Origin of the sequence: Pedobacter jejuensis, assembly GCF_003725795.1 — a bacterium.
GTDB lineage: Bacteria > Bacteroidota > Bacteroidia > Sphingobacteriales > Sphingobacteriaceae > Pedobacter > Pedobacter jejuensis.
In genome coordinates this window covers 473,898-494,741 of sequence record NZ_RBEE01000023.1, presented here as the reverse complement: position 1 = coordinate 494,741, position 20,844 = coordinate 473,898, and the positions used below count along the sequence as shown (strand labels likewise).

The 20,844-nt window shown below is 35.0% G+C and carries 19 protein-coding genes; 11 read left to right on the top strand and 8 right to left on the bottom strand.

All coding sequences use genetic code 11. From position 1 onward, the window contains the following. Window positions 1-54: 54 nt before the first annotated feature. Genes D7004_RS12945 through fabF form a run of 4 tightly spaced genes read left to right on the top strand, consistent with a single transcriptional unit; the run spans window position 55 to window position 3,025 of the window. Entirely contained in the window at window positions 55-708 is a 654-nt protein-coding gene (locus tag D7004_RS12945; RefSeq protein WP_244214331.1) for a TetR/AcrR family transcriptional regulator, read from the top strand. 50 nt (window positions 709-758) lie between these two features. Beyond that, on the top strand, window positions 759-1,508 hold the full coding sequence (locus D7004_RS12940; RefSeq protein WP_123206431.1) for an SDR family oxidoreductase: 750 nt from the start codon (window positions 759-761) through the stop codon (window positions 1,506-1,508). 37 nt (window positions 1,509-1,545) lie between these two features. Beyond that, window positions 1,546-1,770 (top strand): DUF2798 domain-containing protein, encoded by a 225-nt coding sequence (locus D7004_RS12935; protein ID WP_123206260.1) that lies wholly within the window; start codon window positions 1,546-1,548, stop codon window positions 1,768-1,770. A gap of 4 nt (window positions 1,771-1,774) precedes the next feature. Beyond that, window positions 1,775-3,025, top strand: a complete 1,251-nt coding sequence (gene fabF, locus D7004_RS12930) for a beta-ketoacyl-ACP synthase II (protein WP_123206259.1) — start codon at window positions 1,775-1,777, stop codon at window positions 3,023-3,025. On the opposite strand, the gene D7004_RS12925 is transcribed toward fabF, so the two are convergent. Continuing rightward, entirely contained in the window at window positions 3,026-3,676 is a 651-nt protein-coding gene (locus D7004_RS12925) for a YceH family protein (protein ID WP_123206258.1), read from the bottom strand. It lies immediately after the preceding gene. A gap of 171 nt (window positions 3,677-3,847) precedes the next feature. Here D7004_RS12925 and D7004_RS12920 point away from each other — a divergent pair, with 171 nt between their 5' ends. The 3 genes from D7004_RS12920 to D7004_RS12910 are packed head-to-tail and all read left to right on the top strand — an operon-like array spanning window position 3,848 to window position 7,577. Beyond that, on the top strand, window positions 3,848-4,471 hold the full coding sequence (locus tag D7004_RS12920; RefSeq protein ID WP_123206257.1) for a (2Fe-2S)-binding protein: 624 nt from the start codon (window positions 3,848-3,850) through the stop codon (window positions 4,469-4,471). Further along, window positions 4,468-5,451 carry an FAD binding domain-containing protein gene (locus tag D7004_RS12915; RefSeq protein ID WP_123206256.1) on the top strand — a complete coding sequence of 328 codons (984 nt, stop codon included), beginning with the start codon at window positions 4,468-4,470 and terminating at the stop codon, window positions 5,449-5,451. The genes D7004_RS12920 and D7004_RS12915 overlap by 4 nt, the downstream gene beginning before the upstream one ends. 2 nt (window positions 5,452-5,453) lie before the next feature. After that, entirely contained in the window at window positions 5,454-7,577 is a 2,124-nt protein-coding gene (locus D7004_RS12910) for a xanthine dehydrogenase family protein molybdopterin-binding subunit (RefSeq protein ID WP_123206255.1), read from the top strand. 87 nt (window positions 7,578-7,664) lie between these two features. On the opposite strand, the gene D7004_RS12905 is transcribed toward D7004_RS12910, so the two are convergent. From D7004_RS12905 to D7004_RS12895, 3 genes are all read right to left on the bottom strand, one after another. Beyond that, window positions 7,665-9,278, bottom strand: coding sequence for a S8 family peptidase (locus tag D7004_RS12905; protein WP_123206254.1), 1,614 nt, complete (start codon window positions 9,276-9,278; stop codon window positions 7,665-7,667). Between the two features lie 154 nt (window positions 9,279-9,432). Next, a complete protein-coding gene (locus tag D7004_RS12900; RefSeq protein WP_123206253.1) occupies window positions 9,433-10,026 on the bottom strand; it encodes a DUF4142 domain-containing protein in 594 nt (197 codons plus the stop codon). 77 nt (window positions 10,027-10,103) lie between these two features. After that, the gene (locus D7004_RS12895) at window positions 10,104-10,595 is read right to left on the bottom strand and encodes a YajQ family cyclic di-GMP-binding protein (protein WP_123206252.1); all 492 of its coding nucleotides are present in this window, start codon (window positions 10,593-10,595) and stop codon (window positions 10,104-10,106) included. A gap of 75 nt (window positions 10,596-10,670) precedes the next feature. Here D7004_RS12895 and D7004_RS12890 point away from each other — a divergent pair, with 75 nt between their 5' ends. From D7004_RS12890 to D7004_RS12880, 3 genes are all read left to right on the top strand, one after another. Further along, a complete protein-coding gene (locus D7004_RS12890) occupies window positions 10,671-11,282 on the top strand; it encodes a hypothetical protein (protein WP_123206251.1) in 612 nt (203 codons plus the stop codon). A gap of 102 nt (window positions 11,283-11,384) precedes the next feature. Beyond that, window positions 11,385-13,442 carry a polyphosphate kinase 1 gene (gene ppk1, locus D7004_RS12885; RefSeq protein WP_123206250.1) on the top strand — a complete coding sequence of 686 codons (2,058 nt, stop codon included), beginning with the start codon at window positions 11,385-11,387 and terminating at the stop codon, window positions 13,440-13,442. Window position 13,443: 1 nt separating this feature from the next. Continuing rightward, window positions 13,444-14,325: a Ppx/GppA phosphatase family protein gene (locus D7004_RS12880; protein ID WP_123206249.1), complete on the top strand. Its 882-nt coding sequence runs from the start codon at window positions 13,444-13,446 to the stop codon at window positions 14,323-14,325. A gap of 162 nt (window positions 14,326-14,487) precedes the next feature. Here the strand turns inward: D7004_RS12880 and pgl are convergent, their stop codons facing one another. The 4 genes from pgl to D7004_RS12860 all read right to left on the bottom strand — a co-directional run bounded on the left by pgl (window position 14,488) and on the right by D7004_RS12860 (window position 19,146). Then, on the bottom strand, window positions 14,488-15,213 hold the full coding sequence (gene pgl / locus D7004_RS12875) for a 6-phosphogluconolactonase (RefSeq protein WP_123206248.1): 726 nt from the start codon (window positions 15,211-15,213) through the stop codon (window positions 14,488-14,490). Window positions 15,214-15,336: 123 nt separating this feature from the next. Continuing rightward, on the bottom strand, window positions 15,337-16,851 hold the full coding sequence (gene zwf / locus D7004_RS12870; protein WP_123206247.1) for a glucose-6-phosphate dehydrogenase: 1,515 nt from the start codon (window positions 16,849-16,851) through the stop codon (window positions 15,337-15,339). Window positions 16,852-16,878: 27 nt separating this feature from the next. Then, window positions 16,879-18,291 carry an NADP-dependent phosphogluconate dehydrogenase gene (gene gndA / locus D7004_RS12865; RefSeq protein ID WP_123206246.1) on the bottom strand — a complete coding sequence of 471 codons (1,413 nt, stop codon included), beginning with the start codon at window positions 18,289-18,291 and terminating at the stop codon, window positions 16,879-16,881. Between the two features lie 96 nt (window positions 18,292-18,387). Then, on the bottom strand, window positions 18,388-19,146 hold the full coding sequence (locus D7004_RS12860) for an ROK family protein (RefSeq protein ID WP_123206245.1): 759 nt from the start codon (window positions 19,144-19,146) through the stop codon (window positions 18,388-18,390). Window positions 19,147-19,303: 157 nt separating this feature from the next. Here D7004_RS12860 and D7004_RS12855 point away from each other — a divergent pair, with 157 nt between their 5' ends. Then, window positions 19,304-20,527 (top strand): sterol desaturase family protein, encoded by a 1,224-nt coding sequence (locus D7004_RS12855; protein WP_123206244.1) that lies wholly within the window; start codon window positions 19,304-19,306, stop codon window positions 20,525-20,527. Window positions 20,528-20,844 lie beyond the last annotated feature (317 nt).

Sequence of the window (20,844 nt, the reverse complement as noted above, 5' to 3'; positions counted from 1 at the left end):
TATGATGAAGAAACTACCAATGAATAAATTTCATAAAGATTAAAATACATTCTAGTGATAAATAAATTTGCTTTTAATATACCAATCGGTATATATTTGCATTGGCAGTTAAAAATAACCATGACCAAAGCTGAAAAAACAAGAAATTTCATTGTTGAAAAAACCGCACCCATATTTAATATGAAAGGATATGCGGGTACTTCTTTAAATGATATTACTGCTGCAACAGGGTTAACGAAAGGAAGTATTTATGGGAACTTCGCTAATAAAGACGAAGTTGCGCTTGCAGCCTTTGACTATAATTTTAACAGTAACGTTTCAAAAATAGAAGCCGAGATTAGCAAAAAGGATACGACGAAAGAAAAACTTCTGGCTTACATAAGTATCTATCAAAGCTTTTTAGTTGGAGGCATCTCTCAAGGTGGCTGCCCGATTTTAAATACTGCTATCGATGCTGATGATACTCATCCAGCACTCCGAGAAAAGGTTTTAAAAGCCGTTTTATCCTGGAAGAAAAGTATTATAAAGTTGGTGGAAGATGGCATTTCAAATGAAGAAATAAAGGTTGGCAGCAATCCCGAGCAAATCGCTTTAACAGTTATTGCCATGATTGAGGGTGGCATCATGATTTCACGGTTGACCAATAAAATCGAAAATTGGAACTTAATAATGGATTCACTAAAAAAATATATCAACAGCCTCGGCTAAAAAATTTTAAATTAAAATATACCGATTGGTATAATATAAAAATTACAAATATGAAAATTTCACAAAACACAGTATTAATTATCGGCGGAACAGCTGGAATTGGTTTAGAAATCGTTAAACAGTTAACGGCTTTAGACAATCATGTAATTGTTACAGGCAGAAATGCAGCCAGGTTGGATAGCGCTTTAGCGGGAATAAAAAACGTTACCGCAATTCCTTTTGATGTAAGCAAAGCAAACGAAGTATCTAATCTGGTCGAACGAATCGAAAAGGATTTTCCTAAATTAAACATGGTTATCAATAACGCAGGCAGGGCAATTCTTTACAATTTGGCCGATAATAATCAGGATGCTTTTGCCAATGCTGAAGATGAAATGTTAACCAACTATTTATCCATCATCAGAATCAACCAAAAATTATTACCCATTTTAAAAGAGCAAGCAGAATCTGCAATTGTAAATGTCTCCTCGGTTGTGGCTTATGTTCCGGGTATTACCTTGCCAACTTATGCAGCCAGTAAAGCAGCTTTGCATTCTTACACAACTTCGTTAAGATTAAGTCTTAGAGATACATCGGTTAAGGTTTTCGAGTTGATGCCGCCTTTGGTTGATACTGAATTTTCAAAAGAAATTGGTGGTCAGAATGGTATTAAGCCAGCTGTTGTTGCCGATGAGTTTATAGCTGCCTTGGCAAAAGATGAATTCGAAATCAGGGTTGGTGATACCGCTAAAATTTACGAGTTGTTCCGTCAATCGCCTGTAGATGCCTTGAATGTGATGAATACGAATAGGAAAGCTTGAATAGAATCGGTAAAATAATCAATCATCATTGGCAGGAATGAAAAAGAAATTAACTTTTGCCTTTATTATGGCAATTTTTACGACAGGAATTGTAACCTTTGCGGCGATTAGCGTAAACTTGGGTTTCAGCGAGAACTTTCTTGAAGTGTGGCTTAAATCGTGGGGACTTTCTTATTTAGTGGCCATTCCTGCTATATTAATTATTGCTCCGAAAGTTCAGGCTTTCGTTGATTATCTGTTCGAAGGAGAAAATAAAAACTAATAAAATGAAACGAGTAGTTGTAACTGGATTAGGCGCAATAACGCCTCTTGGGAACACTGTAGAAAGCTTTTGGAAAAATATTTTGGATGGTAAAAGCGGCGTTGGCCCGATTACCAAATTCGATACCAGTAAGTTTAAAACACATTTTGCGGCAGAGGTAAAAGATTTCAATCCCGAATCTTTCCTCGATAAAAAAGAAGCTAGAAAATTTGATACGTTTACGCAATATGCAATCGCATCGAGCGACCAAGCCATTACTGATGCTGGCTTGGATTTTACTGCAATGAGTGATGAAGAATTGGCAGAGGTTGGCGTAATCTGGGCTACTGGAAATGGTGGAATTACGACCTTTGAACAGCAATTGGCAGAATTTCATCAAGGAGACGGAACACCGAGGTTTAGTCCATTTTTTATTCCGAAGATGATTGTTGATATTGCCGCAGGTGCAATTTCCATACGTCACAAACTTCGTGGACCAAATTACTGTACAGTTTCTGCTTGTGCTTCTTCAAACACGGCTAATATAAATGCATTTGATACAATTCGTTTAGGGAAAGCAAATATTATGATTGCAGGTGGTTCTGAAGCTGCAATTACCGAAGCATCTGTTGGAGGTTTTAGTGCCGCTCAAGCTTTATCAAAACGAAATGATAGTCCTGAAACTGCCTCAAGACCTTTTGATAAAACCCGTGATGGTTTTGTAATGGGAGAGGGTGCAGGCGCTTTAATTTTAGAGGAATTAGAGTATGCGCTTCAACGTGGCGCCCACATTTATGCTGAAATTGTTGGCGGCGGAATGGCTGCCGATGCTTATCATTTAACAGGTACGCCTCCTGATGGAATTGGCGCAACTTTAGGCATGAAAAAAGCTTTGAGTGATGCCAATATTTCTGCAGACAAAATCGATTATATAAATGCCCACGCCACTTCAACTGGTTTAGGCGATTTAAGTGAATTAAACGCTATCAAAAATGTATTTGATGGTTTGCCGGTTATAATTGGTGCATCAAAATCGATGACTGGCCATTTGTTGGGTGCTGCAGGAGCAGTAGAAAGTTTAATCAGTATCCTAGCAATAAGAGATGGTATAATTCCTCCTACTATAAACACTGAAACGCTTGATGATAAAATCCCTCAGGGATTAAATATTGTGCTTGGTCAATCGATTAAAAAGGAAGTCAACTACGTTCTAAATAATACATTTGGTTTTGGCGGACATGTTGCCAGTACCATTTTTAAGAAGTACGAGGATTAATTATTTATCCATCAAAAGATTGACTAGCTCTTTTAATTCTTCAAGTTCCTGTTCAAGTTTAGATATTCGATTTTCCAACTCTTCATTGGGTTGGAAAATTGTTGTTTGAGCCACTTGCGGTTCTGATTCCTGAACATCACTTTGCTCACCTAACAAATGAACAAATCTAGCTTCCTTTTGACCAGGCTTTTTTGGAAGCAATTTTACGAAAGCTGGTTCCGCTTCAGAAAGTTTTTGCAACTGCTCTAAAATTTCTTCAATGCTCTCAAATTCAAATAATCTTCCTGAATTGCTGTTGATTTCTCCTGGTGTAAGTGGCCCGCGAAGCAGCAGTAAGCTGATAATTGATAATTCGGATGGAACTAATGGATAAACTATTCCTAAATTATGTTTGTATTTAATTACCCTGCTCGAACCGCCTGTAGCAGTAGAAATTAATCCTTTAACCTTCAAAGAGTTTAATGTCAGATTAACAGTTTCTTCATCATAATTTACAACCGGATTTCTTGAGCTTTTTTGATTACAAGCAGCCGTTAAACCGTTTAATGTCATCGGGTAATAATCGGGTGTAGTCCGGCTTTTCTCTATTAACGAGCCTAAAACACGTTGTTCCTCTGCAGATAAATTGGGTAGTGGCTTAATATCTTCCATTTGATAAAAATAGATATTGATTAGCCATCTACGAAATTATTTTTGCTTTACCATCTCATTATTTTTAACTGACAAATAATCTTCATTAGAATTATTCTAAATTTCTAAATCAGGGTATTTTAAGGATTAGATTAACGAACTTTAAAAGCAAGAAAACCCTAAAACATAATTATGCAATCTTCTGATAAGAAACAAAATCAGGGCGACAGTCGGAGGGACTTTTTAAAAAAAAGTTCACTTATAACAGCCATCGCCTTAACACCATCTGTTGCGGTTAAAGCAGCAGAAAGCCAAGCTGATGAACGTTTTGCTGAGCTTTTCGAAAAAATTCCTTTAAACTTAACCGTTAACAATAAGCCATATACAACTTCGATAGAACCTAGAGTTACGCTTTTAGATTATTTGCGTGAGGAACTTCATTTAACAGGAACAAAAAAGGGTTGCGACCATGGACAATGCGGTGCGTGTACAGTGCATGTTGATGGAGAAAGGGTTAATTCTTGCCTAAGTTTAGCTGTTATGAATGAGGGAAAGAAAGTAACTACCATCGAGGGTTTGGCGAATGGCGAAGAATTACATCCAATGCAGGCTGCATTTATCAAACATGATGGTTTTCAATGTGGTTACTGTACACCTGGTCAAATTATGTCGGCAGTTGCTTGTGTTAACGAAGGGCATACAGGTTCAAGAGCTGAAATTAGTGAATACATGAGTGGAAACATTTGCAGATGTGGTGCTTATCCTAATATTGTTGATGCAATTGTTGAAGTATCGAAAGGAGGAGTAAAGGCATGATAAATTTTCAATACCTCCGCACTACAACAGCCAAATCAGCCATTGCGTTGCTTTTAAAAGATAAAAATTCAAAATTTATTGCTGGTGGAACCAATCTGATTGATTTGATGAAAAGAGGTGTCACCGCTCCAGATAAATTAATAGACATAAATCACGTTCCGCTTAAAAATATAGAGCAAGTAGGAAACAATATTATCATTGGCGCCTTAGCTTCAAATACTGCGGTGGCAGAAAATGCTTTAATAAAAGATAAGCTTCCTTTATTAGCAATGGCATTAAATGCCGGGGCATCTGCTCAACTTCGAAATGTTGCTACGGTAGGCGGAAATATGATGCAGCGTACACGTTGTGGCTATTTTTATGATACAGAAATGCCATGCAATAAGCGTACACCTGGCTCTGGTTGTGGTGCTATTGGTGGTTTTAACAGGATGCATGCAATTTTCGGAACTTCAGAAAACTGTATCGCTGTCCATCCTAGCGATATGTGTATCGCTTTAATCGCTTTAGATACAACTGTTGTTCTTGCTAATGCTAAAGGTGAAAGAAAAATTTTATTTAAAGATTTTCATCGTTTGGCAGGTGATACTCCGCAGTTGGATAACAACTTAAAGCCCGATGAAATGATTATCCGTTTGGAAATTCCGGTTAATAATCTTTCGAAAAACTCTCACTATACGAAAGTACGAGATAGGGCATCTTATGCCTTTGCATTGATTTCCGTGGCAGTTGGATTAGAAATTGTAAATAACAAGATAACAGATGTGCGTTTGGCAATGGGCGGAGTAGCGCATAAGCCATGGAGACTAACCGAATCAGAAAATTTTTTAAAGGGAAAAGAGGCTACTCTAGAAAACTTTGAACAAGCAGCCAAATTAGCCATGAAAGATGCAAAAGGTTTCGGGGAAAATGATTTCAAACTTAAAATGGCACCAAACTCAATTATCGAAGCGTTAACCGTTGCAAAATCTAAAGCGTAATCATGAGAAATCAAATTTTAAAAGATGAAAATGACCGCGTAGATGGCATTTACAAGGTTACCGGAAAAGCAAAGTATTTTGCAGAATATGAATTACCAGGTTTAACTTATGGCGTTTTGGTAACAAGCACCATCACCAAAGGTAAAATTACATCTTTGGATACAAAAGCTGCAGAAAAAGCCCCTGGAGTAATTTCGGTACTATCGCATTTAAATAAACCTTCTGCACCTGCTTACGAGCAAGAAGGCGGACCAGCTTTAAAGATTTTTTACACAGATAAAATATTTTTTAATGGTCAACCTATAGCAATTGTAGTTGCAAATACTTTTGAAAGAGCAACTTATGCTGCCTCTTTGGTAAAAGCTACTTATGCTAAAGAATCATTTAATACCGATTTTGAGAAAGCTGTAAGTGATGCGAGTTCAAAAAAACTTCAAGGTCAGCCAGATTATAAACGTGGTGTAGAAGATGCATATAAAACCGCTGAAGTTTCTATTGAAGAAGAATATCATTTACCAATAGAAACCCATAATCCTATGGAGTTGCATGGCATTATTGCCGATTGGCGTCCAAATAATCAGGTTACTGTTTACGCAAAAACACAAGGTGTAAAAGCTACGCAAGGTACTATTGCTAATGTGTTTAAAATTCCAATAGAAAATATTCAGGTAAATTCTGAATTTGTTGGTGGTGGTTTTGGTATGGCATTAAGAACATGGCCTTTAGAAATTGCTACTGTAATGGCATCTAAGCACATATCGAAGCCGGTGAAAGTTGTTATAACCAGAATGCAAATGTTTACTATGGTTGGCAATCGACCTGCTGCAGTACAGACAATTGGTTTAGGAGCAAAAAAAGATGGTACTTTAACAGGCATAACGCATAGAGCTTTTGGCGAAACTTCGGTGTATGAAAACTTTACCGAAGGCGTGGTAAATATGGCTAAGTTCATGTACCAATGCGATAATGTGAATACACAATATAGTGTTGTACCCGTAGATCTAGGTGTGCCCATTTGGATGCGTGGACCAGGCGAAGCTACCGGAGCATTTGCTTTGGAAAGTGCGATTGATGAAATGGCGCATGCTTTAGATATGGATCCATTAGTGTTTAGAACTAAAAACGACCCTGAAAAAGACCAGCAACGCAATAAACCTTTTTCGGATAAAAACATAAAAGAAGCCTATCGTGTTGGTGCTCAAAAAATTGGCTGGAGCGAAAGAAAAAATAAACATGGAAGTTTGGTTGATGGCCAATGGAAAATGGGATATGGTGTTAGTATTGGTGTATTTAATGCAAATAGAGGCAGAGCAAGTGTTAAGGGAATTCTAAAAGCTGATGGAAGTTTGGTTTTGCAAAGTGCAACAAGCGACATTGGACCAGGAACCGGAACAGGTATGACTCTAATAGCCAGTAAGTTATTAGGTATACCTGTTGATAGAATCAAATTTGAACTTGGAGATTCGTCGCTTCCACCAGCGCCAAGTCAAGGTGGTTCTGCTACATTATCTACTGTTGGTTCTGCAGTGAATGATGTTTGTGTATCATTAAAATCTACGGTTGCAGAATTGGCTGCAAACGCAAATATGGATGCTACCTCAAATTTTGTTGATGTATTAAAGAAAAACAATCTTCCATCTATTGAGGTAACCAAACAAAGCCAGGCCGGCAAGGAAAGAGAAGAATTTTCAATGTATTCGTTCTCGATACACTTTGTTAAGGTAAAAGTTCATAGTTTAACCGGTGTTGTTAAAGTTGATAAAATTGTTTCTGTTGGAGATTCAGGAACAATTGTTAGTCCGAAAACTGCCCGAAGCCAAATGGTTGGAGGTGCCGTTGGCGGAGTAGGAATGGCTTTAACCGAAGAATCAATAATTGACCATCGCTATGGTAGATACATCAACAATAATTTTGCTGATTACCATGTTCCGGTTAATGCCGATATTCCGGAAATTGAAGTTCATTTTATAAACAAACCAGACCCTCACATTAACCCAATGGGAGCAAAGGGAATGGGCGAAATTGCATTAATTGGATTCTCTGCAGCAGTTGCAAATGCGGTTTTTAATGCAACAGGTAAAAGAATAAGAACTTTACCAATTACGCCAGATAAAATTTTGGCGTAATAGATTAAAATCGATGATAAATAAAAAATGTTCCTTGAGTGATATACACCAAGGAACATTTTTTATTTAGTTCAAATTTTCAGACAGTTATTTTGCTGCCGACTTGCCATCATAAGTCGCAGCTAATTTTAATGCATTGTACGCATTCACAATTCCGCCACTAATCGATAATTCAGAAAATGGAACAGACACTTTTGGTGCATCATCAGCATCACCTTTCTTGTAAGAAACATTGTGGTTAACTTTTACTACAGATTTTACGATAATTTCTTTAACCTGAGCAGCCGTTAATTTTGGATAGTATGAACGAATCAAGCCTGCTAAGCCAGCTACTACGGGCGAAGCCATACTGGTTCCATCCAAATTTTTATATTTTGAACCAGGAACCGTTGAATAAATTTGAACGCCTGGTGCAAAAACATCAACCTGAGTTTTACCAAAATTAGAAAAACTTGCTTTTAGGGTTTCATCATCTTTTGGTCCTGATGCACCAACAGTAATCCATGAAGCAATGGTTTTTTCATCCAAATCTTTATGGTTTGGATAGTTATTTTCAGTATCAATATCTTTATTCTCGTTACCAGCAGCTTGTACTATTAACACATCTTTTGATGCGGCATATTTCATCGCTTCATTAACGGTTGCCTTATCCCAGCTGTAAGCTTTACCAAAACTCATGTTAATTACCTTGGCACCATTATCAACTGCATAGCGTACAGCATTTGCAACATCTTTATCACGCTCATCGCCATTTGGTGTACAACGAACGCCCATAATTACCACATTATCAGCTACGCCCATAATGCCTAATTTATTTGTTCTATCTGCAGCGATAATTCCTGCAACGTGAGAACCATGCATTGCATCAGGACCTGCAACATCATTATTGCCATAAAATTTTTCTTTAGAATTGTTCGGGTCATCGCCCACAACATCTCTAGGATTGTAATCTAAATTTAAGTTGTAGTTAGCCTGTTCTGAATAATATTTTACACCTTCTACAATTTGATTTTCATAAAAATCTGTAAAACTTCCTTTTTTCAATTCCTCACTTAATACCTCTTGAATACGGGCATCAGCATTGGTAACCGGTTTAAAAGCTTTAATATCCTCAAGCGTTGGATTTGGTTTGCCTATTTTTTTAATTACATCATCCAATGCATTTTTAAAACCAGTTAGACCTGCCAGGTTAGCATTTGCTTCCCCCAATTGCTTTTCTAAATCAGAACGTTGTACTTTGAAGGTTTCATAATCCTTCTTATCTTTTTCAGCCACATTTGCATCGGTAGTATTGGCAAATCTCACCATATCTCTACGCACCAAACGGGTTAGTTCTAAGGTTTCATGGTCAACCGAACCTTTAGGACCACCAATGAAATTCCATCCATTAATGTCATCAGTGTAGCCATTCTTGTCATCATCCTTTCCATTTCCGGCGACTTCTTTGGCATTAACCCACATAATTCTTTTTAAATCTTCGTGGTTAGCATCTACACCACCATCATTTACCGCAACAATTACTTTGGTAGATTTTTTGCCTTTTAAAAGTTCTTTGTATGCTTTTTCGGTACCGATTCCAAAAACCGAATCTGTTTTTAAATCTAGATTTTGCCAGTTTGCTTTTTGAGCATTAGCAAAGAAAGGTAAGGCACTTATTACTGCAATGTTACGCAGGTTTTTAAAAATTCTATTTGTATTCATTTATGCTTTAATTTATTTAATAAACGGCAAATTATAAATTTAATTTCCTTAATTGAAAACTGAAATAAAAAAATGTGTTAATGTTATAATTACCTAAAAAAAAAGGCAGAGTTCATATTGAATGAATTCTGCCTTTAACATATATAAAATTTAATTATTTTATAACTGAAGCTAATTCTTTGGCTTTCGCTGTATGTCCTTCAATTATTGTTAATGTATTAGAAGCCCATTTTTTTAAATCACTATCCTTATTTTGTTTACCAAGTTCGAAAAGTTTAACTGTTTTTTCGTGGTCTGTAATCATCATATCAACATAGTGCTTGTCGAAATTGCTACCAGTCATTTTTTTCATCTCATCTAAATGAATTTGGTCTTCAGCAGGCAAAGCATCAGGTGTAATAACTTTCTTTGCTATCGCTAATTCTTTCAATTCTGTGTTGGATTTAGTGTGGTCAGTTAACATTTGTTGAGCAAAGCTTTTTACATCAGCGCTTTTAGCGTTTTTAAGTGCAATTTTTGCTGCTTCAACTTCCATTATTCCACCAACTGCAGCTTTTTTCAAGAAGGTATTACCATCATCATCCAAAGATGTTTCGGTACTTTCTGCACCAACAACATGATTCCCGTTAACCATAGTAGTATCACCTGCCACACTATCTTTCATGGTTGATGATTTTTTATCTGCACTTTGACATGCCTGAAAAGTTACTATTGCTGAAAGGGCTAAACCCAAAAAAATCTTTTTCATTTTGTTCTCATTATTTTATACGATTAGAAAACACTCGTTAAGCGAAAAGGTTTTTTATAGATTTTAAAAGCAATAATTTAATTTCTCATATTAATATATTGCAGTGGTTGTCCGAAATCTTCTCCTCTGCAAAAACTAATTACGGCTTGCAAATCATCAATCTTTTTTGCTGTAACCCTAACTTGGTCGTCCATTATCGAAGCTTGTACTTTTAAGCCACTGGCTTTAATTTTAGCTACAACTTTTTTCGCTGCATCTTTGTCTAAACCTTCTTTAATGGTAATTTCTTTACGAATCATATTACCAGAAGCCTGGTGCTCATCGCCAAAGTCTAAACTTTTGGGGTCTAAATTTTGCTTCATCATCCTAGAAATAATTGAACCTTCAATCGCACTTAAGCGCATATCATCTTCAGTTACAATGGTTACAACGTTTGTTTTTTTATCCAAATCGATAGTGCTTTTAGAGCCATTAAAATCGAAACGGTTTAATATTTCTTTTTTTGCATTGTTAATCGCATTATCTAACGTTTGCGCATCAACTTTACTTACTATATCAAAAGAAGGCATGGTTTTAGTTTTAAAGTAAAAAATTAAGTAGATTTAATTGAAATTATCCAACAATACAAAAAAACGAAAAATAATATGAAAACTACTAAGTCAAAATCTTTAAAAAAAGCGACTAAAAAAGAGGTAAAAAAACAATTAGAGGATTCTATAACCGATAAATTTTTAGAAGTAATAAAAAGCTTGGGTCATGATGTTTCTGAAATTAGTGCGGAAGTTGGAAAAGCTAGTAAGAGAGTAGCGAAAAAATTAACCAAAAAATTTACCTTAATTAAGGCAGATGTTGGTCATAAGATTGATGAGCTTGTAAAAACAAATAAACTTAAAAAAGAGGTAAAAAAACCTATAACTAAAGCAACTGCCAAAGCTGAAAAGGTAGTTAAAAAAGCTGTTGCAAAAGCTAAGCCTGTTATTCAAAGCGTTAAGGTTGGAGCAATAGCTACCGAAGAAAAAGCTGAAAAAGCACTAGCCAAGCCTGTTGCAGTTGTTAAAAAAGCAACAAAAACGGTTAAGGATGCTATTGTAGAAGCGAAGCCAAAAGCTGTACCTATAAAAAAAACTGTTGCTAATGCTACTACTGCTGTAAAAAGTAAAGTAACTCCGGCTAAAAAAGTAGTAACCAAAGCAGTTAAGGTTGCAGAGAACACGATTTCAGAAACTGTTTCGAAAGCTAAAAAAGCTACCGATTAAATAATTTGTTAATATTAATATTGTTGCGAATTAACATTCAATTAACAAATAATTTGCAGTTTTGAGCATCCCTGTTTTTACAGGGATTTTTTACTTTTTTAAATGAGCAATAAGAAGATACCCTTTTTAAATAGAGAAATAAGCTGGTTATATTTTAATGAACGCGTACTACAAGAAGCCGCAGATGAATCTGTTCCTTTAATAGAACGCATAAAGTTTTTATCCATATTTTCATCCAATCTCGAAGAATTTTACCGGGTTAGGGTAGCCACAATGACCAGGTTAACTAATCTCAACGAAAAGGCAAAGGCACTTTTAGGCTTTAATCCAAAAAAGATTCTTAACGAAATAAAAAATATTGTAGTAAGGCAGGAAAGAAAATTCGATCAGCTTTTTCAAGCTACGCTAATAAATGAACTTGCTCAAAATAGAATTTTTATTTTAAATGATACTCAACTAAATGTTAGCAGGGGAGAATTTGTAAAAAATCATTTTAGAGATAAAATTTTATCGAATGTAGTGCCAATAATGTTGGACATGGATAAACCATTTCCGGAGTTGAAAGACAGATTTTTATACTTTTTTGTTAAGCTATCTAAGAAAGATACGAAGCTTAGAGAAAAGTATGCATTAATTGAAATTCCACCTAATTTACCACGTTTTCTTGTCCTTCCAGAAACCAACGATTTAAAATTTATCATTCTTGCAGAAGATATTATAAGGTATTGCCTTGATGATATTTTTTATGTTTTCACTTACGATAATTTAGAGGCTTATTCTATTCAACTTACTCGAGATGCAGAACTGGATATTGATAAAAACATTAACGATAAGTTTATAGAGGATTTAAAAAGTAGCCTGGAAAAACGGAAAAAGGGAAAACCAATGCGCTTGCTTTATGATTCTGCAATGCCATTAAATATGCTTACCGTTTTGGTTAATAAATTAAAGCTCGAAGCAGAAAGTTTAATTCCCGGTAACCGCTACCACAAATTCGGAGATTTTATTGCTTTTCCTAATGTGGGTAAAAAAGAGTTGGAATATGCACCAAATGTTCCTTTAAAAGTACATGGATTACATCGCACCGAAAGTGTCTTTGCAAAAATTGCGCACAGAGATTACCTGGTTAATTTGCCGTACCAATCGTACGATTATATTATTCTTTTCTTAAGAGAGGCAGCAATCGACCCAAAAGTAAGCGATATCCAAATTACTTTATATCGATTGGCAGAGAATTCGAAGGTTATTAATGCTTTAATTAACGCGGCTAAAAATGGCAAAAATGTTTCTGTTTTGCTGGAATTAAAAGCCAGGTTTGATGAACAGGCGAACATTTTCTGGACCAGCAGATTAATGGAAGAAGGTGTTAAAGTTAATTACGGCCTAACTGATTATAAGGTGCATTCGAAAATTTGCCTGGTTAAACGAATTGAGAAAGAAAAGCCTGTTTATTACGCCAATTTAGCTACAGGGAATTTTAACGAGAAAACCGCAGGCTTGTATTGCGACCATAGTATTTTCACCTCAAAAAAAGAAATTACAAATGATTTGGTTAAACTTTTTGATGCCTTAACTAAAAGAACTGTTACTAAAGGCTTTAAGCATTTAATTGTATCGCCATTAGAAAGCCGCTCTAAACTCACCAATTTTATCAATCGAGAAATAAGAAATGCCAAAGCAGGAAAATTGGCTTACATACTATTAAAAGTGAACAGTTTAGCTGATGAAGGAATTATCAATAAACTCTACGAAGCAAGTAATGCTGGTGTAAAAATTCAATTAATTATTCGTGGGATTTGTTGCTTAGTGCCTGGTGTTAAAGGTTTTAGTGAAAACATAACTGCTGTAAGTATTATTGATAAATTTTTGGAACACGCCCGAGTTTACATCTTTAGTAATAATGGCAAAAACGACATGTATTTATCATCAGCAGATTTGATGAGCAGGAATTTTGAGCATCGCGTTGAAGTTGGTTTCCCGGTATTGGATCCTGATGTAAAACAAGAAATTCAGGATATGATTGATTTGCAGCTCCAGGATAATACTAAAGCAAGGCAAATTAATGCATTAAATAATAACAAATACCATAAAAACAGGCTTAGTAAAAAAACAAGAGCGCAAGTAGATATTTATAACTATTTGAAAACCAAGCATCAATAATATGTTAAGATACGCAGCTATAGATATCGGCTCGAACGCAGTTAGGTTATTAATTGCAGATATTAGTAAACAAGATGGAATCTATAAATCGAAAAAAAATACGCTAATCAGGGTGCCATTACGATTGGGTGATGATGCCTTTTTAGATCAAAAAATTAGTCCTAAAAAAGCTGCAGATTTGGTTAAAACTATGACTGCTTTTAAAAACTTAATGGATGTTTATCATGTAACCGAATATTTGGCTTGTGCTACTTCAGCCATGAGAGAAGCCAGTAACGGTGCCGAAATTGTAAAGCAGATTAAAGATGAAACCAGTTTGACTTTAGAGATAATTGAAGGGCAAAGAGAAGCTAATATTATTTATGCAAATCATATTGAGCAAGATTTAGATCAAAATAAAACTTATTTATATATTGATGTTGGTGGTGGAAGTACCGAACTTTCTGTATTTGTTAAGGGTGTGCCAGAGGCCTCAAAATCTTTCAATATTGGTACCATTAGGATGCTTGATAATCAGGATAAAGAGGAAACCTGGGAGGAAATGAAAACTTGGGTTAAGGATAATACTAAAGCATACAAAAATCTGGCTGGAATTGGTACGGGAGGAAATATCAATAAACTTTTTCGCATGGCTGAGGAGAAAGAGGGCGCACCAATGTCTTTACAAAAATTGAATTCATTGTATAACCGATTAACAAGTTATTCTTTAAAAGAGCGTATTCATGTTCTGGGTTTAAATTCGGATAGGGCAGACGTAATTATTCCTGCCTGCGAGATTTATTTAACCTTAATGAAATGGACCGGCATAAAGCAGATTTATGTACCTAAAGTTGGTATGGCCGATGGAATAATTAAATTATTGATGGAAGAAAAATTGGATTAAGTATTTTGATGCATTGTGCTTGACTCCAATTTATTGCGAAATGAAAATTGCATCTTTAAAAAAGTTTCTTCTTAAAAAAAAATATATCGAACTGAAAAGGCTTTATCGAATGATAAAGCCTTCTTAAAAATTAAGTAAAATTTTATAAATGCTTAATTTCTATTAATCTTGAAGCAATTTCGTTGCCGCTTCATCTACAAACCAAGTTAACTTGCCATCAATCGGATCGATTAACTGAGCTGGATAAGTATTGAAATCTTTTTCCTCATCTCCAATAACATGGCTTAATGCTTCGGCTTTGTTTTCGCCAAATGCTAAGAAAGCAACATTTTCGGCTTTGTTAATTAGTGGTGCGGTAAAACTGATTCTATAAGTATTTAGTTTCTCAACAAAAACCGATGCAACACCAACCTCTTCGTTCTTCACTAAATCTGTATGCGGAAAAATTGATGCTGTATGCGCATCATCGCCCATGCCAAGTAAAATTAAATCGAATACGATGTCGCCATCACCGAAATGCTTATCTATGGCTTTTTTATACTCAATAGCTGCCTTTTCTGGAGCTAGCGTTGTATCAACATAGAAAATATGATCGGCTGCTGTATTTAAATTGTCAAAGAAATTTTTCTTAGCCATCAGGCCGTTGTAATTATCATCATCTGCGGTAACATTTCGCTCATCTCCGAAGAAAAAATACACCTTCTCCCAATCGATTCTATCTTTACATTCCGTAGAAAGTATTCTATACAATTCTTTAGGTGAATTGCCACCAGTTAAAACGAAATTAAAACGATCATTATCTTCAATTGCCATTTCTGCAATTTTAATAACGTAATCGGCTAAATCCTGGTTTAATTCTTCTAATGTTTTGTAAATGAGTAGATTCATTTTTTCGTTATTTACGCTTAATATTATTAATTACACTGCAGAATGCCCGACTAAATATGAAAGGAGAAATCTTTAAATGTTTTAGTTCTAAAGATTTCTCAATTTCGTTCCTTACGACAGTTATTATTCTTTATTTTTCATTGGCAGGTTAAACCAATGGAATCCATCTCTTGCAATAAGCGCTTCGGCTTCTTCAGGTCCCCAACTATCTGCTTGGTAATTTGGGAAATTGATTGATTTTTTGTTTTCCCAGGTATTTAAAATTGGCATTACCAATTCCCATGCAGTTTCTACTTGGTCGCCTCGCATAAATAAGGTTTGATCGCCCATCATACAATCCAGCAATAAAGTTTCGTAAGCTTCGGGTGTATCACCTTCGTAAGTGCCCTTATAATCAAAAACCATATCCACAGGATTTAGAACCATATCTAAACCCGGTCTTTTAGCCTGAACTTGTAAACGAATGCTCATTTCTGGCTGAATGCTAATAACCAATCTATTTTGTACCCAATTCTCTGTTACATCAGAAGAAAAAATTTGGTGCGGCACATCTCTAAATTGAATTGTAATCAAAGAAGATGTTTGATTTAAACGTTTCCCTGTTCTTAAATAGAACGGGATACCTTGCCATCTCCAATTGTCTATATGAAATTTAACTGCGGCAAAAGTTTCTGTGTTAGAGTGTGCATCAACGCCCTTTTCCTGACGATAACCTGGTACTTCTTTGCCTTCAACCCAACCTTTACTGTATTGACCTCTAACAGCTCCGTAACGAATATCATCAGAAGAAAATGGTCGCATTGCTTTTAAAACTTCAACCTTTCTGTTTCTAATTTCGTCTGCATCGAAAGTTATCGGTGCTTCCATACCAATCAGGCAAAGCAATTGCAATAAGTGATTTTGAATCATATCTCTTAAAGCGCCGGCACCTTCATAATAACCACCACGATCTTGAACGCCCAATTGTTCAGTTACCGATATTTGAACGTGGTCGATATAAGATCTGTTCCATAATGGCTCAAATAAAGCATTTGCAAAACGAAATGCCATCATATTTTGAACAGTTTCTTTACCTAAATAATGGTCGATACGGTAAATCTGTTTTTCAGTAAAAATGGTACTTAAAAGTTTGTTTAATTCTTTAGCAGATTCTAAATCATGACCGAAAGGTTTCTCAATTACAATGCGGCTATTATCTTCGTTTTGGGTGAGTTTATATTTTTGAAGGCATTCTGCTATAATCGGGAAGAAATTAGGTGCAACGGCTAAATAATAAATAACCTGAGTATTAGCGCCGTACTCTTTCTGGTATTTATCAACTGCTGCCTTTAAGTGTTCGAAAGTTTTTGGTTGAGCAAAATCTGTAGGGCAATAGTGAATGGTGTTTCCAAATTCTTCCCATTTTTCTTTTTTAACTTTACCCGAACGAGAAAACTCATTTACGGCATCTTCTAGAGCCTTTTTATAACTATCATCAGTAAATTCTGTTCTGCCTGTACCAATAACAGCAAACTTATCTGGCATATAACCTTCAATAAATAAGTTGTATAACGCAGGGGCAAGTTTGCGTTTGTTTAAATCGCCTGTACCACCAAATATTACAAATATTGTTGGGTTTAATGCGGTATTTGATTTCATTTATGTGTTTTTAAAATCGAGTTTTAATTATAATTTATTCCAATCGGCATGGAAAACACCGTCTTCATCAATGCGTTCAAAAGTATGTGCACCAAAGAAATCTCTTTGGGCTTGAATTAAATTTGATGGCATTCGACCTGTTGTGATGGTATCGAAATAGGTAAGGGTAGAAGCAAAGGCTGGAATACCTAAGCCAGCATTTACACATGCAGAAATTGTGTTTCTGGTACCTTTTAAAGTACTAGTAATAATTTTTTGTATTCCTGAATCACCAAAAAGATGTTCGAGACTGTTATTTTTCTCGTAAGCTTGATAAATATCTTCTAAAAATTTAGCTCTGATAATACAGCCTCCACGCCAGATTTTGGCAATTTCCTGCAATTTTAAATCGTATTGATACTCTTTTGAAGCCTGCACTAAAAGGTGCATGCCTTGTGCATAAGCACTAATCATAGAGAAATAAAACGCATCTCCTAAATCTTCAATGCTGATGTTAATTTTTGTGTCTTTTTTGCCAAATGCATCTTCTAAAGAAACACGTAGTTGTTTAAATTTAGACAAATCACGATTTGAAACAGCTTCATTAATTGTTGGAATTGGTAATTGTAATTCCATAGAAACTTCTGATGTCCATTTTCCAGTACCTTTAGAACGGGCTTCATCTTTAATCTTATCTAATAATTCGATATCCGAATCACCATCTTTAAATGCAAAAATTTCTGTTGTAATTTCTAAAAGAAAAGATTGAAGTCTGCCTTCATTCCATTTTTTGAAAACACCATAAATATCTGCATTGCTGTAACCAAGCCCGTTTTTTAGCATTCCATAAACTTCGGCGATAAGTTCCATAATGGCGTATTCGATACCATTATGTACCATTTTAACAAAATGGCCAGAAGCACCAGGACCGATGTAGGTAACACAAGGATCGTTATTTACCTTAGCGGCGATAGCATCAAATATATCTTTAACAACGTTGTAAGCCTGTTTATCACCACCAGGCATCATACTTGGACCAAAACGTGCGCCTTCTTCACCACCAGAAATTCCCATACCGAAGAAATGCAAGCCGTCTTTTTCCAGTTCGTCAACCCTACGGTTGGTATCTGTAAAATGTGAGTTTCCGCTATCAATAATAATATCACCTTTACTTAAAAGCGGTTTTAATTCGGCAATAACGCTATCCACAATTGGACCAGCAGGAACCAACATAACTAAAGTTCGAGGGGTTGATAAACTATTTACAAAATCACTAATGTTGTCGAATCCCTCAAGATTGTGGCTTTTGCCCTCTTCTTCAAGTTTTGCAATCATTTTATGATCTTTATCGTAACCTGTTACCGAAAATCCCTTATCGGCCATATTTAATAAGAGGTTACGACCCATTGTACCTAAACCAATCATCCCCAATCTATATTGATTCGAATTGTTATTTGCCATTTTATGTTTTTTAATATATACCCAAAATTAGGGTTTAGAAATTAATTTATCACTGTAGGGTGTTAAATCATTGTAATAAAACACCTCTATTTAACTCTATTTTTTTGGTTTCAAAGTTGTAATGTTATTGCCGTCAGCTAATTTCCAAAGTTTTGCACCACCTTTAATACCATCTCTATTCGATACCACTTTTATATTGCTATCTAATTTGAAATCTATTTGTTTGGAATTTCCGCCACCAATATATAAGGTATCATAGTTAAAAACTGTTTTATAAATTTCAATAACTTTCTTTAAACGCTTATTCCAGCGTTCAGAACCAATTTTTTCATAGGTTTTGTTGCCAATGTAGTCGTCGTAATCTTCCTCTTTGCTGATGGGAAAATGTGCTAATTCCAAATGAGGAAGCAAATTGCCATCAAATAAAAGTGCTGTACCGAAACCTGTGCCAACGGTGAATACGATTTCAAAGCCTATACCGGCAACCACACCCAAGCCTTGTTGGTCTGCATCATTTACCAAACGAACAGATTTATCTAAAGCATCTGCAATACGTTGACCCAAATCAATATCTTCCCATTTATTTTTAGCAAGATTTGGTGCAGTTTTTACTATGCCATTTTTTACATAACCAGGAAAGCCTACCGAAACTCTATCATAGGTTAGTGGAAATGGCTTTATCAACTCAACAATTCCTGAAACAATATCTTTTGGCGTAGCACCTTCTGGAGTTTTTAATTTAAGATATTCTGAAAGCATGTTGCCATCTTCATCTAGTAATACCGTTTTTATACTCGTACCGCCAATATCTATTGATAGAATATTGGTATTGTCAGCTTGTTGCTTAATCGCCATAGTTATGTTTTTAAAGGATCGAAGTTCTACAAATAAATTAAAACAACAAACATAAAAAGATAATGGAAGTAATAAATGTGTAATAATTTAAACTACTAAATCTATATATTTAATAGAATATGTTTATGTTTGTGTCGTTATCCTACTAAAATACATCATGACAGAAATTAATTACTTGGCTTTTGCTATTCCTGCATTTTTCCTTTTCGTATTTATAGAGTATAAATTTGCACAGGATAGAAATAGATCAGATGTATTTAAATATGAAAGCTCGATTGCTAATTTTAGTGTAGGAATTGCCGAAAGATTGCTGAATTTGTTTATAGCGGCAAGTTTCTATCAGGTTTACAATTGGGTTTATCAAAATTATGCTTTGTTTGATATCCCAAATAAATGGTATATCTGGCTATTGTTACTACTGACTACCGATTTTGTATGGTACTGGTACCACAGGTTAGGACATGAGATTAATTTTCTTTGGGCTGCTCATATTGTACATCATCAAAGTGAAGAATTTAATCTATCGGCAGCTGCCAGAATTACAACTATACAAGCGGTTTTTCGAAACATCTTTTGGTGTGTATTGCCATTGATTGGCTTTCATCCGAATATGATAATTACGATTCTACTTGCTCATGGAGCATATTCCTTCTTTACGCATACGCAATTGATAGGAAAAATAAGTTGGCTAGAGAATGTGTTTATTACACCTTCCCTTCATGGTGTTCATCACGCCTCTGATGATAAATATCTTGATAAAAACTATGGTGATGTATTTGTTTTTTGGGATAAAATTTTTGGTACTTTTCAAAGCGAGGAAGAGGCTCCAAAATACGGTTTAACTCATCCTATTAAAAGCTATAGTTTTTTATGGCAGCATTTTCATTATTATTTGGAAATAGGAGAGGCTTACAAAAGAGCAAATACGATAAAAGATAAATGGAATGCATTGTTTGGCAGCCCTGCCTTAATGAATCAAAATATCCGCCCTGAATTAGAAAAGAAATATCTTCAAGACAAAGTCCATACTAGTGAAATTAAATTTAAAGGGTATTTAAATTTTCAGTTTGTGTTGGTGGTTGTATTGTTGACTTTTATTACCATGTTTTTCACCTCAATTTCAAATATCACTAGCATAGCAATCACTATCTTTCTTTTAATAACATTGATAAATATTGGAGCTTTATTAGAGCAGCGTAAATGGATTTACTACCTAGAATGCTTCAGGTTAATTCTGGTTTTTGGTTATATTTTTTATGAATTTAATATTTTAGAATATTTAATCATCCCCGTATTGCTTTTAATCATACTAGAAAGAACATTTTCATTAAGTGATTTATACCTAAAATACGTTTTAAAGCACCACAATGTTAACAGTTAGTGTTTCTTTACCTTTCGATTTGATATGAAGGTATTATTGTTACACAAGCATACTCAAACCGTATTTATGTTTTTTAATTTGTGGTAACAACATTATTACTGCATAATTAATTCAATAATAAATTTCTTTTATGCTGTCATTAATATGGTTTAAAGGCATATTTTATACACTTCCATTCAAAATCTGATTCAATTTTGTTTAATCAATAATCCAAAACAAGCAATCATCATATTGATAGATTTTAATTGTTTTTACTTTCGATTTGTTTTGTTAATTTTATTTAACGAAACATTAAATAATTAAAAACTAACAAATCA